Below are 13,725 nucleotides of genomic sequence, written 5' to 3'. Positions count from 1 at the left end.
GAACGCTCGTTTGGGCCGCGAAGAGCGCATTCCCCGTCTTGACGGCCCCCGAGGGCTGCGCGACATTGAAGCCCGGCATCCGGCGCTTCGGGGGGCAAAGTCGCCAATGCAGACCATCCGTGGCAAGACAGATGCATCAGACGCACCAGACGGCGCCGAGCGGACACGGCCCGGTTCGGGGAGGGACCTGGGCTTCGTGCTCGCGGGCGCCGCGACCGCCGTCGGGGGGATCGGCGCGCTGCTCGCGCTCATCGAGTCCGACTCTCCGCTGCGCGGTCCGTTCACGCTGTTCTTCCTGCTGGCGGCGCCGGCCGTGGCCATCGCCGCCGCGCTCGACGGGCTGGATCCGCTCGGCCGCGCCATCGTGGCGCTGGCGGGCGCGATCGTGGTCGACATGCTGGTGGCCCAGGGCCTGCTGGCCCTGCACCTGTGGTCGGTACGCGGCGGCATCGCGGTCGTGACCGTCCTCAGCGCCCTCACTCTCCTGCTGGTTCTGGTACGGCGCTCCAGCGGCCGCACCGCGAGAAGACAGGGCTTGTGACGTGGACATCAGTGTGTACCGCCCCGGCGAGCTGACCGCCGCCGACCGGGCGGCCTGGACGGCGATGCAGGCCAAGGCCCATCTGCACGGTTCCCCGGAGCTGGCGAACCCGTTCCTGTCCCCGGAGTTCGCACTGGCCGTGGGCCGGTGCAGACGCGGCGTGCGGATCGCGGTGGTCCGCGAGGACGGCGAGCCCGTCGCGTTCCTCCCGTTCCAGAGATCGGCCGCCGGCGTCGGCCGGGCCGTCGGTCTCGGCGTCTCCGACGCGCAGGGCGTGGTACACCGCCCCGGGTTCACCTGGGACGCCCGCGAGCTGCTGCGGGTCTGCGGGCTCGCCGTATGGGAGTTCGACCACCTGGTGGAAGGCCAGCGGCCGTTCGAGGCGCACGCCTCCGGCACCTTCCCGTCCCCGGTCATCGACGTCGACGGGGGATTCGACGCGTATCTGGCCCACTTGCGCGACCAGGCGCCGAAGTTCACCAAGTCCACCCTCGCCAAGGGCCGCAAACTCGGCCGTGACGCCGGCGAAGTGGTGTACGTCCACGACGAGCGGGACCCCGCCGCCCTGCGCACGCTGATGGACTGGAAGTCCGCGCAGTACCGCAGGACCGGGCGCAGCGACCGCTTCGCGCACGACTGGATCACCCGGCTGGTGCAGCAGCTGTTCCACACCCGCTCCGAGCCGTTCGCCGGGATCCTGTCGGTGCTGTACGCGGGCGGCAGGCCGATCGCCGCGCACTTCGGGCTGCGCACCGAACGGGTGCTGGCCTGCTGGTTCCCGGCGTACGACCCCGCCTACTCGAAGTACTCCCCGGGGCTGGTACTGCATCTGCGGATGGCCGAGGCGGCCGCCGCCGACGGGATCGCGTATCTCGATCTCGGGCGTGGCCAGAAGGAATACAAGGACTCCCTGAAGACACGTGAGATCCACGTTTCCGAAGGGTGGGTGACTCGCCGTCACCCGGTCGCGTTCGGGCATCGCGCCCGGCGCGCGCCGGTGCGCGCGCTGCGCAATGTCGTGGTGTCCCGACCGGAACTGTTCGAGCCTGCGGACAAACTGCTGAAGCAAATGGGCAGGATCCGGTCAGGCCGAAAGTAACGGCCAAACCAACTAAAAGGTGAGGGCATGTCTCAGGTCTTGCCATAAGGAGTGATACGTCAATACCGTCATACATCTCATCCGCACCGGACCATCACCACAGCGGAACCAGGGGAGGGCTCAGGGCCCGCGGTGGTGTGACCGGAGCGGCGCGCGGTAGGGGGGTGCCGTGCTCGTTGACGTGTGCTGTGGCCCGCGTGATCGAGCCGTTCCGCGCAACCGGCTGCCCTTTTCGGGGCCGGTGAGCTTTGCCAGTGACAAACCCCCCTTTCGAACCGGACCAAGAGCCGAACCGCCCGGGGGTGGGCGGTCCACCGGACGAGAGGGACCAGACTCATGAGCTCTGTTCTGGGCTCGGCGACCACCGACCAGAATCCGACCACGGCCGGCGCCTACCGGCCGATTTCCACGCACCTGGCGATCACACCGCCGGTGAGCGTGGTGATTCCCGCCATGAACGAGGCGGAGAATCTCCCCTACGTCTTCAAGACCCTTCCGGACTGGATCCACGAAGTGGTTCTGGTGGACGGCAACTCCACCGACGACACCGTCGACGTCGCCCGTGAACTGTGGCCGGACGTGAAGGTCGTCGAGCAGCGCGGAAAGGGCAAGGGCGACGCGCTGATCACCGGGTTCGAGGCATGCACCGGCGACATCATCGTGATGGTCGACGCGGACGGCTCGGCCGACGGCAACGAGATCGTGTCGTATGTCTCCGCCCTCGTCTCCGGGGCGGACTTCGCCAAGGGGTCCCGGTTCGCCAACGGCGGCGGAACCGACGACATGACCTTCATCCGCAAGATGGGCAACCGCGCGCTGTGCGCGGTCGTCAACCGCAAGTTCGGGGCCCGCTACACCGATCTGTGCTACGGCTACAACGCCTTCTGGCGGCACTGCCTGGACAAGATCGACCTGGACTGCACCGGCTTCGAGGTCGAGACGCTGATGAACATCCGGGTGGTCAAGGCCGGGCTGAAGGTGCAGGAGATCCCCAGCCACGAGTACCTCCGCATCCACGGCACCAGCAACCTCAGCGCGGTGCGCGACGGGCTGCGGGTGCTGCGGGTGATCCTGCGCGAGCGCTCCAACCGGCGTGCGCTGCGCCGCCGCACCCAGCCCTCGCCGATGCTCGACACGGTCCGGGGAGAGGTGTCTTGAGCGGTCCCGACATCTCCGTCGTGATCTGCGTCTACACCGAGGACCGCTGGGAGGACATCCTCGCGGCGGTCGCCTCGGTGCGGGCGCAGTCCCGGCCGGCCCTGGAGACGCTGCTGGTCGTGGACCACAACCAGGCCCTCCTGGACCGACTGACCCGGGAGTACAAGGAAGCCAACGGTGTGCGGGTGCTCGCCAACGCGGGCCCTCGGGGCCTGTCCGCGGGCCGCAACACCGGCATCTCCGCCGCCCACGGTGACGTGATCGCCTTCCTCGACGACGACGCCGTCGCCGAACGCGACTGGCTGCGGCACTTCGCCTCGGCGTACGCCGACCCGCGCGTGATGGCGGTCGGCGGCCGCACGGTGCCCGTCTGGGCGTCGGGGCGCCGGCCGGTGTGGTTCCCGGAGGAGTTCGACTGGGTGGTCGGCTGCACCTACCGGGGTCTGCCGCCGGGCCTGGTCCGGGTGCGCAACGTCCTCGGCGGCAACGCGTCCTTCCGCCGCAGCGCGTTCGACGCGGCGGGCGGCTTCGCCACCGGCATCGGGCGGGACGGCGACAAGCGCCCGCTGGGCTGCGAGGAGACGGAACTGTGCATCCGCCTCACCCGCGCCCTGCCCGAGGCGGTCCTGCTGATCGACGACCGCGCGGTGATCCACCACCGGGTGCCGTCGGGCCGCGAGCGGTTCGGCTACTTCCGTACGCGCGCGTACGCCGAGGGCCTGTCGAAGGCGCTGGTGGCCCGGAGCGTGGGCGCGGAGAAGGGGCTGGAGTCCGAACGCCGGTACACCACCCGTGTCCTGCCGGCCGGGGTGGCGCGCGGCCTGCGGGACGCGCTGCTGGCCCGGCCGGGCGGTGCGGGCCGGGCGGGGGCGATCGTCGCGGGCGTCTGCGCGGCGGCCGGCGGCTACGTCGTGGGCAGCGTGCGGACCCGCAGGACCGGTACGACGTTCTCGGTGGCGCCGATCGAGGGGGACGGCAGACGTGACTGACACGCGCGTGCCGATACTGATGTACCACGCGGTCGCGACCGACCCGAACGAGCCGACTCGCGCCCTGTCGGTCACCCCCGAGGCCTTCGCCCGGCAGATGGAGGTCATCGGCGACCTGGGCCTCACCCCGGTGACCACGGCCGACCTCGCGGGGCGCTGGCGCTCCGGCCGTCCGCTGCCGCCCCGCCCGGTCCTGGTCACCTTCGACGACGGCTACGAGGGCGTCCACCGGCACGCTCTGCCCGTACTCACCAAGCTCGGCTTCCCGGCGACGCTGTTCGTCTCCACCGGCTGGATCAAGGGCGCCCACGACACCGGGGGCGCCCTCGACCACATGCTCGACTGGGACCAGGTGCGCGAACTGGCCGGGTCGGGCGTCGAGATCGGCGGCCACAGCCACAGCCACCCGCAGCTCGACCAGCTCGACGACGACGCCCTGCGCTTCGAGCTGACCCGCTGCCGGGACATAGTCGCCGGTGAACTGGGCGACCTGCCCGTGTCGTTCGCCTACCCGTACGGCTACTCCAGCCGCCGGGTCCGCGAGGAGGTCCGCAGGACCGGATACGCCCAGGCGCTCGCCGTCGGCAACGACCTCGCCCGGCGCGCCCAGGGGCCGTACGCCCTGCGCCGCGTCACCGTGCGCCGCAGCACCGGGATCGAGGAGTTCGAGCGGCTGGTCGAGGGCCGCGCGATCACCCGCACCTTCGTCAGGGACCGCACCCTCACCAAGGGGTACGCGATGGTCCGCCGAGCACGTCAGGTCCGCCGGAAGGCCACCCGTACCCGTGTCTGACACGACGACCACAGCACAGGCCGAACCGACCGGGAAGGAGGCCCCGGAGCAGCCCCGGCGCCGGCTGCGGCTGCCCGGGCTCGGCCGCTCGCCCGGCGGCGGCCAGCTGCTGCGCAACGCCTACGCGCTGATGCTGAACACCGGCATCTCCGCCGTACTCGGCCTGGGCTACTGGCTGCTCGCGGCCCGCTACTACTCCGAGGCGGCGGTCGGCCAGGGCTCCGCCGCGATCGCCGCGATGAAGCTCCTCGCGGGGCTCACCGCGGTCACACTCACCGGTGCCCTGGCCCGCTTCATCCCGGTCGCGGGCCGCGCCACCGGGCGCCTCGTCTTCCGTACCTACGCGGGCAGTTCGCTGGTGGTGGCGCTGGCGGCGGGGGTGTTCCTGCTGACGCTGGACGCGTGGGGGCCGTCGTACCGCTTCCTGCACTCGCCGCTGCCCGCCGCCGGTTTCGTGGTGGCGGTCGTCGCCTGGAATCTGCTCACCCTCCAGGACGGGGTGCTCACCGGGCTGCGCAGCGCGCTGTGGGTGCCGGTCGGGAACACCGTGTTCTCCGCGGTGAAGCTGGGGCTGCTGATCGCGTTCGCGGTGGCGATCCCGATGACCGGGGTCTTCGTGTCCTGGGTCGCGGCGATCGCCACGTCGGTGCTGCCGCTGGGCTGGCTGGTGTTCCGGCGGCTGGTGCCCCGGCATGTGGCGGAGACCGAGGAGCACGCGCGGCCGCCGACGATGAGGGAGGTCGGGCGGTTCCTGGCGGGCGACTACACCGGGTCGCTGTTCTCGCTCGCCGTGGTCTATCTCGTGCCGGTGATCGTGGCCGCGCAGGTCAGCGCCGAGGACAACGCGTACTTCTACATCACCGCCACCATCGGCGGCACCGTCAACCTGCTCGCCATCAACATGGGCGCCTCGCTGACCGTCGAGGGCTCGCACGACCCGGGCCGGCTCGCCGCCAACACCCGGGCCGCGCTGAAGCGGATGGCCCGGATCATGCTGCCGGTCGCCGCCGTGCTGTTCTTCGGGGCGCCCTGGATCCTCGGCGTGTTCGGCGCCGGGTACGCGGACGCCGCCACGCCGCTGCTGCGCTGGTTCGCGGTCGGGGCCGTGCTGCGGGTGGTGATGGAGACGTACTTCGCGGTGCTGCGCGCCCAGAGCCGTACCGCCGGACTGGCCTGGCTGCAAGGCCTGCTGTGCGCGCTGGTGCTCGGCCTGACGCTGGTGCTGCTGCCCCGGATGGGCCTGACCGGCGCGGGCGTCGCCGAGATCGCCAGCCTCGCGGTGATCGTGGCGATCGCCGCGCCCAGGCTGTACCGCACCGTCCGGGGCGCCGCGTCCGCCGACGTCCCGCCGGGCGCGGCACCCGACGGGGACCTCGCCGACCTGGCGCCTGTGCCGGAGGCGTCCGGGCCGGCTCGCAGGCGCGGGCCCGCCTGGGCGCTCGACAGCGACACCCTCGCGCTGGGCATCCCGGCCGACCTCGACCACCAGGAACGGCGGCCGGACGTCCGGCCGGGGCCGGGGACGCCGCCCACGGGGGTGCCCGTGGTGGCCGCGCCGCCGGTCGCGGTCGCTGAGATCGCTCCCCCGGAACTCCCTTCGCGGCAGCGTCCGATGCCCACCCGTCTCGGTGTGATCCTCGGCTGTCTGCTGGTCGCCGCGCTCCTGCTCTACTGGGTCCCGGCGTCCCGGCTCGGCGAGGCCGACCTGGACCGCATGGGCGGGCTCGGCCTGATCTCCGTACTGCCCACCCCGACCCTGGCCGGCGCCGCGCTGCTGGTCGTGGTGTTCGCCTCGCTGCTCTGGCTGAGCCGTGAGCACCGGACGTTGCTGCTGGTCACGCTGTTGGCGACGGTCGTGTCGCTGCACGCGCTGCCCGCCGTGATCGAGACCGAGCCGCGGTTCGCCACGGCCTGGCAGCACCTCGGCTTCCTCGACTACATCGACCGCACCGGCACGGCCGTACCCGACCTGGACGCGCGCTGGAGCTGGCCCGGCTTCTTCGCGGTGGCCGCCTTCGTCGCCCAGGCCTGCGGGGTCACCGACTTCACCGAGGTCATCCGCTGGTGGCCGCTGACCGTCCAACTGCTGTACCTGGCCCCGCTGTTCCTGCTGACCCGCGCGCTCCGGGCGAGCTGGCGCGCCAAGTGGACCGGCGTGTGGATCTTCGTGCTGAGTGGCTGGGTCGGCCAGGACTACTTCTCCCCGCAGGGCTTCACCTACCTGCTGTATCTCGTCCTCGTGGCGATCGTGCTGGTCTGGTTCCGCGCCCCGCGCGTGATCTGGACGAGGTTCCGCCCCGGAGAGGCGGAGGTGGAACCGGCGAACCGGCGGCAGCGGGTGGTGCTGCTGCTCGTCGTGATCGGGCTGTTCGCGGCGACCGTCCCGGCCCACCAGCTCACCCCGTTCGTGATGCTGGGCGTGCTCGCGGTCCTCGTCCTGATCGGCAGGTCCGAACTGCGTGGCCTGCCCGTGCTGTTCGGTGTGATGGTCGCGGCCTGGATCGGCTTCATGGCCGAGCCGTACTGGTCCGGGCACTTCGACGAGCTGTTCGGCGGGGTCGGGGGCGTCGGCGGCAATGTGTCGTCGTCGGTGTCCGGGCGGATCGAGGGCGGCAGTTCGACCCACCAGCTCGTGCTGTACGCGCGCGTGGCGCTGGCCGGCGGGGTGCTGGCCTTCGCCTGCTGGGGCTGGTGGCGGCGGCGCGAGCACAAGTACCGCGAGCGGTCGCTGCTGGTCCTGACCTTCGTGCCGTTCCTGGGCTTCGGCATGCAGTCGTACGGCGGTGAGATGGCGCTGCGCGTCTTCATGTTCGCGCTGCCGGGCGCCGCCCTGCTGGCGGGGCTCGCGCTGTTCCCGCGCACCGGCGTCACCGCCGAGGAACGCGACAAGGACCGGGTGAGCCTCGCCCCGCTGGCCGCGCTGATGGCGGGGCTGGTGCTGATGGGCGGGTTCCTGGTGGCGCGGTGGGGCAACGAGCCGTTCGAACGGGTGCGGCCCGGCGAGGTCGCCGCCATGGAGTTCGTGTACGCGCACGACGATCCGAGCGTGCGCCTGCTATGGCTCAGCGACGACCCGTTGGAGACCGTGACGCCCGCGATGCCGTGGGGCGCCCGGGACATGGAGAAGGTGCAGTACGTGCCGACGCTCGCGCCGACCGACCCGGTGCTGGTGGCGGGGCTGGTCAAGGAGTTGAAGGACGCCGGGCCGAACTCGTATCTGATGGTCAACCGCGCTCAGGTCACCTTTCTCCAGATGGATGTGGGCTACCCGGCGACCTGGGAGCCCCGGCTGATCCGGAACCTGGACCGGCGGCCCGAGCTGCGCAGGGTCTTCGTCAACGCGGACGTGACGCTCTACGCCCTGGCCACACAGCCCGCCGGGCCCGTCCCCGAGGCCGATCCCGGCCCGCCGGGGCCGCTGGTGACCTGGACACCCTGGTCGGTCGTCGGTGCCCTCGCGGCCGTCGCGCTGATCGTTCTGCTGTCGGCACGGGAGCTGGTCCGGGTGGGGATGCGGCCGAGCGTGCGGCGACTGCGGTGGCTGCAGAGCGGTTTGTGGTTCTCGCTGCCGCTGCTGGCGGTGCTGTGCGCGGCGCTGGTGCAGCGGTTCCTGACGATCAAGTAGCGGTCACCGCTCGATCCACTTCACGTCGTACGCCTGTAGGTCGACCCGCCTGCCGTCGACGTGCCCGCTGATCGCCCGGTCGCGGATGTTGACGACCAGGAGGGTCCGGTCGGTGGCGAGGACGCGTACGTCCGCCGGGGCGGCCACGGTCTCGTACGTCGTCCCCGGCGGGAACTCGGCGTTGAATCGGGCGACCAGGTCGTACATGGGCAGCTTCGCGCCCCCGCCCCCGCTGTCGGTCGGTGTCCACAGGCAGCCGGGGCAGCCGGGGCCGGTCTCCTCCTCGGGGTTCCAGTAGAAGCCGGAGGAGGCGCCGCCCTTGGTCATGGCGATCATCGCGGCGGCCTGGACGGCGCGGCGGCGGGGCTCGGACCAGCCGTGCCGGTCGTCGTTGCCGTCGGCGGGCTCGACGTAGTACTCGGCCCACCACAGCGGCAGGTCCTCGCCGGTCTGCCGCCGCACCCACGCTCCGACGGCCGTGAACTTGTCGGTGGCGGCGAACTCGTCCGGCAGGAGCTCGTCGTCCTTGGTGTAGCTGGAGCCGTCCACGACGACGAAGTCGGCGCCCGCCTTGTGCTCGTTCCAGTAGGAGAAGGCGTCCAGCACCCGCTGGTCGAGGGCGCCCCAGGGGCCCTTGAGGGTGGTGGAGGCGATCTCCGTGCGGCGCGGGTCGACGCTGTCCATCACCAGGTAGGGCCCGCCGACCATGATGTCCTCGTCGACCTTCTTCAGCGCCCGGTGGACGAGGTTGTACAGCTTGGTGTAGCCCTCGTAGTCCCAGCGCTGCTCGGCGTCGTTCCAGAACCCCTTGAACTCGTTCCAGACGATGAAGTGGCGTACGTCGGGATAGCGCTTGGCGACGGTCGCGGCGAGGGCGGCGAAGTCGGCGTAGTGCTCGGGCCGTGGGGCGGTCTCCAACGCGGCCTGGCTCCAGTCGGTGGCGCCGGCGCCGGCCTTGCCGCCCTTCATCCAGTCCGGGGCGCAGCACAGGGTGATGACCGGGGTACCGCCGGAGGCACGGACGAAGTCCACGCGGCGGTCGAGGGCGGCGAAGTCGTAACGGCCCTTCACCGGCTCGGGGTTGTCGGCGCCCCAGCCCATGATGTGCTGGTTCTGCGGCAGCGCCGACTGCCTGAGGTCGGCCCTGACGCGCCCGACGGCCGCGGCGGCGCCCACGTCGGCGCTGAACTGGGTGTGGGTGAAGCCCCAGCCGACGTCCGGTCGCGGCTCCTCGGGCGGCGTGGCGGGCGTGCCGTGCACCTTGTCGCCGTCGGGCGAGGTGCCGGCGGTGCTCGCGCCGCCGCCGGGAAGTGTGCTGACCAGGGTCACCACCAGGGCCACGAGGGCCGCCGACACGCCGAGCAGCGCGGTGAGCCGCCACCGCCGTGCCCCCGTACTCCACCCATGACGTCCCATCGAGGGCAACAGTAACGGCGGGGGTGGGGGTTGGGGCAGATGTCGTACATGTACGGCCCGGAAACAGGGCGTAGCGGGGCACAGCGGGAGGAGGGGCGTGCAGCCGACACTCCGCGCGCACCTCGGAAACCGGGTGCACGTGGCGCCGGTGTGCCCGATCATGGCGGCATGTCTGCGAACCCACACGACGCTCTGCCGATCCGGCTCCACGTCGACGACAGCGACTCGCCGTCCGACGTCGTCGACGCGCTGTTCCTCGGCCGCTTCGCGACGGGCGAGCAGCCGTACTCGCACGCGGCGAACATCGACCGCGTCCGCTCCGGGGCGACGCTGCTGCCGCCGGAGGCCCGGGTGCTGCGCGTGGCCCGCGACGACGACCGCAGCGCCACGCTCGCGGAGGGCGACGGCTGGACGCTGCTGGTCTCCCGCTGGAACCGGGGCGCGGACGTCACGGTGACCGCGACCACCGCCGACCTGGCGAAGAAGGTCCTCGACCAGGCGACGGACGGCGCTGCGGACGAGCCCGAGCCGCAGCCGGAGAACGTGACGATGGGCTTCTGGTACGTCTCCCCCAGGCGCGGCCCGCACCGGACGACCCGGCAGATCTCGGCGGGCACGTGGGACGAGGTGCGCGCGAACTACACGGCACCGGTCGCGGACGCGATGGACCGGCTGATGAAGACGACGCCGGAGGACATCGCGGGCCGACTGCTGCTGCTGCACGGCCCGCCGGGCACGGGCAAGACGTCGGCGCTGCGCACGCTGGCGCGGTCCTGGCGGGACTGGTGCCAGGTGGACTGCGTCCTGGACCCGGAGCGGCTGTTCAGTGACGTCGGCTATCTCATGGACATCGCGATCGGCGAGGACGACTCGACCGGCAAGGGCCGCTGGCGGCTGCTGTTGCTGGAGGACTGCGACGAGCTGATCCGCGGCGAGGCCAAGCACACGGCGGGGCAGGCGCTGTCGCGGCTGCTGAACCTGACGGACGGGCTGCTGGGCCAGGGCCGCAACGTCCTGGTGGGCGTGACGACCAACGAGGACCTCGAACGCCTCCACCCCGCCGTCGTCCGCCCCGGCCGCTGCCTGGCCCGTATCGAGGTGGGGCCGCTGACCCGGCGGGAGGCGGTCAACTGGCTGGGCAGCGAGGAGGGCGTCGGGCGGGAGGGGGCGACGCTGGCGGAGCTGTACGCGCTGCGCCGGGGCACGTCTCCGACGGCGCTGCCGGAGCCGCGGGGCGGGTCGGAGGCGGGGCTGTACCTGTAGGGGCTCGCCTGCGGTGCTTTGATGGACGTATGACCCTGTTCGTCGGCACGTCGGGGTGGCAGTACAAGGACTGGCGGGGGCTGCTGTACCCGGAGGGCTGCCCCACCCGGCTGTGGCTGGAGGAGTACGCCGAGGGGTTCGCCACGGTCGAGATCAACAACGCGTTCTACCGGCTGCCGACGCGGGAGAACTTCGAGGCGTGGCGGGAGCGGGTGCCGGACGACTTCGTGGTGGCGGTCAAGGCCAGCCGTTATCTGACGCACATCAAGCGCCTGAAGGACCCCGAGGAGCCGGTGCACCGCCTGATGACCCACGCGTCCGGCCTGGCCGACCGCCTGGGCCCGGTCCTCCTGCAGCTCCCGCCGAACCTGCGGGCGGATCCCGAGCTGCTGGACGCCTGCCTGGCCTGCTTCCCCTCCGGCACGAGGATCGCGGTGGAACCACGCCACGACTCCTGGTGGACGCGGGAGGTCGAGGAGGTCCTGCGGTCGCGGGGTGCGGCGCTGTGCTGGGCCGACGTGCAGGCCCGCCCGGCGACGCCGCTGTGGCGTACGACCGACTGGGGCTACGTCCGCTTCCACCAGGGGCGCGCCCGGCCGTGGCCGCACTACGGCCGCCAGTCGCTGCAGACGTGGGTCCACCGGATCGGGGAGGCGTTCTCCGACAGTCACGATGTGTACGCGTACTTCAACAACGACCCGGGTGGGGCGGCGGTGGGGGACGCGGTGACGTTCGCGGAGTTGGCGCGGGGAACGGGGTGGAGGGTGACGCGCACACCGAGGGAGCTGTCGGCCCGACGGTGACACGTCTTGACCGACCTCGCCCTACTGCAAGGGCGTGCCTCCCTGCTGCGGGGGCGCGCCGACCCGATGTCTCCGCTCAGCCGACCTCGCCCTACCGCGGCGGCGGCCGACTGGATTTCTCCGCCGCGACGGCGCCCAGCCGCCACGGAGCGGCCCGGCGGTGCCGAACTCCCTCAGCCCCGCTCCCCGTACGCCGCCCGCAGCGCATCCCGTACGGCATCCAGCGCCGCCTCCTCGCCGAGCCCCAGCCTGCGCACCCGCTCGGCGTAGGCCTGCGCAGCCCCCGCCGCCTCCCGATCCGCCGCCGGCCCCGCCGCGGCGACGAACGTCCCGTTGCGCCCCCGCGTCTCGATCACGCCGTCCGTCTCCAGCGCCCGGTACGCCTTCGCCACCGTGTTCGCGGCCAGCCCCAGCGACTCGGCCAGCCCTCGCACCGTCGGCAGCCGATACCCCACCGGCAGCACCCCCGACCGGGCCTGTTCGGAAATCTGCGCCCGCACCTGCTCGTACGGCGCCACCGCGGCGCTCTCATCAATGTGGATCTTCAAGGTCACGGCCCGATTGTCCCGTACCCGCCGGAAAATGAGAGGCATCCCGTCCCGTCGTCCGCGTAGCGTGCGCCCCCATGACAGTGATCATGCGCGACCTCCGCCCCGACGTCCGGACCGACCTGGAGGCTTTCGCCCGTGTGCGCCGGCTGGCTCTGCCTTTCATGCTGGCCACGCCGGAGTCCGTCGCCCACCATCTGACCCGGACCCACCCCGACGCCCACTTCCGTTCCCTCGTCGCGGAGGAGGACGGCGAGGTGGTCGGGACCGCACAGGTGAGCCTGGCGCACGACAGCCCGGAGCCCGGCCAGGGCTCCCTGAACGTCTACGTCCACCCGGAGCGGACCCGCCGTGGCGCCGGCTCGCTGCTGGTACGGGCGGCCGAGGAACACCTGGTGGCCCACGGGGCGACCAAGCTCTACTCCTGGGTCCTGGACGAGCCCGCCAACCGCGCCTTCGCCGAACGCCACGGCTACGGCGCGAGCCGCTCCGCGCACTTCCTCCGCCTCGACCTGGCACACCGCGCCCTGCCACCGCTCCAGGACCCGCCACCGGGTGTCGAACTGCGCACGGCCGCCGACTACGCGGACGACCCGCGTCCGATGTTCGAACTGGACGCGGAGACGACATCCGACGAACCCAGCGACATCGACACGGAGTTCACCGACTACGAGGCATGGATCGAGGAGACCTGGAAGCACCCGCTCCTCGACCTCGGCCTGACCTCGGTCGCGGTCGTCGACGGCCGCCCGGCCGCCTTCAGCATCGCCTACACGGACGGCACCCGCTACAGCACCGCCATGACCGGCACCGCCCGCGCCTTCCGCGGCCGGGGCCTGGCCAAGCTCGCCAAGAACGCCTCCCTGCACCGCGCCCGCGCCGCCGGGTACACGGAGGCGTTCACGGGCAACGACGCCGGCAACGGCCCGATGCTCGCGATCAACAAGTGGTTCGGGTACGAGATCTGCGCCACGGAGGTGCGCCATGTCCGCGAACGCGTCTGAGCCGGGCCGCCGGGTGGACGTCGTCCTGCTCAAGGCGGGCCGGACCAAGATCCGCTACCCGGCGGAGCTGCTCCGGGACGACGGCACCCGGATCGTGGTCCGCGCCCCCTTCGCGGGCACCGGCGTGCGCGACTTCGGCTTCGTACGCTTCGAGCCCGGGGACATCTTCACCGAGTACTACTGGCGGGACCGCTGGTACGCGGTGATGGAGGTGCGCGACCCGTCCGGTGTCCTCAAGGGCTGGTACTGCGACATCGCCCGCCCGGCGACCTTCTCGGGCACCGAGCTGGTCGTCGAGGACCTCGACCTGGACCTGTGGCGCTCCGCCGACGGCACGGACGTACGCCGCCTGGACGAGGACGAGTTCGCGGAGAGCGGCCTCACCGAAACGGACCCGGAGGCGGCCACCACGGCACTGGCTGCCCTGGACGAACTGGAGATTCTGGCCCGCGGCGACGACTTCGCGTCCCTGCTCGGCGACTGACC

General features: G+C 72.0%; 12 protein-coding genes. 10 read left to right on the top strand and 2 right to left on the bottom strand.

Going from position 1 to position 13,725, the window contains the following annotated elements:
* Positions 1-106: 106 nt before the first annotated feature.
* The 6 genes from I2W78_RS32625 to I2W78_RS32600 all read left to right on the top strand — a co-directional run bounded on the left by I2W78_RS32625 (position 107) and on the right by I2W78_RS32600 (position 8,205).
* Positions 107-541, top strand: a complete 435-nt coding sequence (locus tag I2W78_RS32625; RefSeq protein ID WP_230885663.1) for a hypothetical protein — start codon at positions 107-109, stop codon at positions 539-541.
* Between the two features lies 1 nt (position 542).
* Entirely contained in the window at positions 543-1,640 is a 1,098-nt protein-coding gene (locus I2W78_RS32620) for a GNAT family N-acetyltransferase (protein WP_196463836.1), read from the top strand.
* A gap of 336 nt (positions 1,641-1,976) precedes the next feature.
* Positions 1,977-2,798 carry a glycosyltransferase family 2 protein gene (locus I2W78_RS32615; protein ID WP_196463835.1) on the top strand — a complete coding sequence of 274 codons (822 nt, stop codon included), beginning with the start codon at positions 1,977-1,979 and terminating at the stop codon, positions 2,796-2,798.
* Positions 2,795-3,787, top strand: coding sequence for a glycosyltransferase family 2 protein (locus I2W78_RS32610; protein WP_196463834.1), 993 nt, complete (start codon positions 2,795-2,797; stop codon positions 3,785-3,787). Before I2W78_RS32615 ends, I2W78_RS32610 begins: the two co-directional genes overlap by 4 nt.
* Entirely contained in the window at positions 3,780-4,580 is an 801-nt protein-coding gene (locus tag I2W78_RS32605) for a polysaccharide deacetylase family protein (protein WP_307783888.1), read from the top strand. The genes I2W78_RS32610 and I2W78_RS32605 overlap by 8 nt, the downstream gene beginning before the upstream one ends.
* Positions 4,573-8,205 carry a lipopolysaccharide biosynthesis protein gene (locus I2W78_RS32600; protein ID WP_196463833.1) on the top strand — a complete coding sequence of 1,211 codons (3,633 nt, stop codon included), beginning with the start codon at positions 4,573-4,575 and terminating at the stop codon, positions 8,203-8,205. The genes I2W78_RS32605 and I2W78_RS32600 overlap by 8 nt, the downstream gene beginning before the upstream one ends.
* A 3-nt stretch (positions 8,206-8,208) precedes the next feature.
* On the opposite strand, the gene I2W78_RS32595 is transcribed toward I2W78_RS32600, so the two are convergent.
* The gene (locus I2W78_RS32595) at positions 8,209-9,621 is read right to left on the bottom strand and encodes a GH39 family glycosyl hydrolase (protein ID WP_196463832.1); all 1,413 of its coding nucleotides are present in this window, start codon (positions 9,619-9,621) and stop codon (positions 8,209-8,211) included.
* Between the two features lie 168 nt (positions 9,622-9,789).
* Between I2W78_RS32595 and I2W78_RS32590 the strand changes: the two genes are divergently transcribed.
* Both I2W78_RS32590 and I2W78_RS32585 read left to right on the top strand, forming a co-directional pair.
* On the top strand, positions 9,790-10,884 hold the full coding sequence (locus I2W78_RS32590; RefSeq protein ID WP_196463831.1) for a DUF5925 domain-containing protein: 1,095 nt from the start codon (positions 9,790-9,792) through the stop codon (positions 10,882-10,884).
* A 29-nt stretch (positions 10,885-10,913) separates the two neighbouring features.
* A complete protein-coding gene (locus tag I2W78_RS32585; protein ID WP_196463830.1) occupies positions 10,914-11,687 on the top strand; it encodes a DUF72 domain-containing protein in 774 nt (257 codons plus the stop codon).
* A gap of 173 nt (positions 11,688-11,860) precedes the next feature.
* On the opposite strand, the gene I2W78_RS32580 is transcribed toward I2W78_RS32585, so the two are convergent.
* Entirely contained in the window at positions 11,861-12,241 is a 381-nt protein-coding gene (locus tag I2W78_RS32580; protein ID WP_196463829.1) for a GntR family transcriptional regulator, read from the bottom strand.
* 71 nt (positions 12,242-12,312) lie between these two features.
* Between I2W78_RS32580 and I2W78_RS32575 the strand changes: the two genes are divergently transcribed.
* Both I2W78_RS32575 and I2W78_RS32570 read left to right on the top strand, forming a co-directional pair.
* Positions 12,313-13,239, top strand: a complete 927-nt coding sequence (locus I2W78_RS32575) for a GNAT family N-acetyltransferase (RefSeq protein WP_196463828.1) — start codon at positions 12,313-12,315, stop codon at positions 13,237-13,239.
* Entirely contained in the window at positions 13,220-13,723 is a 504-nt protein-coding gene (locus tag I2W78_RS32570) for a DUF402 domain-containing protein (protein ID WP_196463827.1), read from the top strand. The genes I2W78_RS32575 and I2W78_RS32570 overlap by 20 nt, the downstream gene beginning before the upstream one ends.
* Positions 13,724-13,725: the final 2 nt, after the last annotated feature.

This window comes from Streptomyces spinoverrucosus, assembly GCF_015712165.1.
Taxonomy (GTDB): Bacteria; Actinomycetota; Actinomycetes; order Streptomycetales; family Streptomycetaceae; genus Streptomyces; species Streptomyces spinoverrucosus_A.
The sequence above is the reverse complement of the archived record's forward strand: the minus strand, read 5'-3'. Positions and strand labels throughout refer to the sequence as shown.

Bases quoted from the DNA above. Each gene is read 5' to 3' on its own strand.
- I2W78_RS32595 (WP_196463832.1), bottom strand. From the start codon at position 9,621: ATGGGACGTCATGGGTGGAGTACGGGGGCACGGCGGTGGCGGCTCACC.
- I2W78_RS32585 (WP_196463830.1), top strand. From the start codon at position 10,914: ATGACCCTGTTCGTCGGCACGTCGGGGTGGCAGTACAAGGACTGGCGG.
- I2W78_RS32590 (WP_196463831.1), top strand. From the start codon at position 9,790: ATGTCTGCGAACCCACACGACGCTCTGCCGATCCGGCTCCACGTCGAC.
- I2W78_RS32575 (WP_196463828.1), top strand. From the start codon at position 12,313: ATGACAGTGATCATGCGCGACCTCCGCCCCGACGTCCGGACCGACCTG.
- I2W78_RS32615 (WP_196463835.1), top strand. From the start codon at position 1,977: ATGAGCTCTGTTCTGGGCTCGGCGACCACCGACCAGAATCCGACCACG.
- I2W78_RS32625 (WP_230885663.1), top strand. From the start codon at position 107: ATGCAGACCATCCGTGGCAAGACAGATGCATCAGACGCACCAGACGGC.
- I2W78_RS32570 (WP_196463827.1), top strand. From the start codon at position 13,220: ATGTCCGCGAACGCGTCTGAGCCGGGCCGCCGGGTGGACGTCGTCCTG.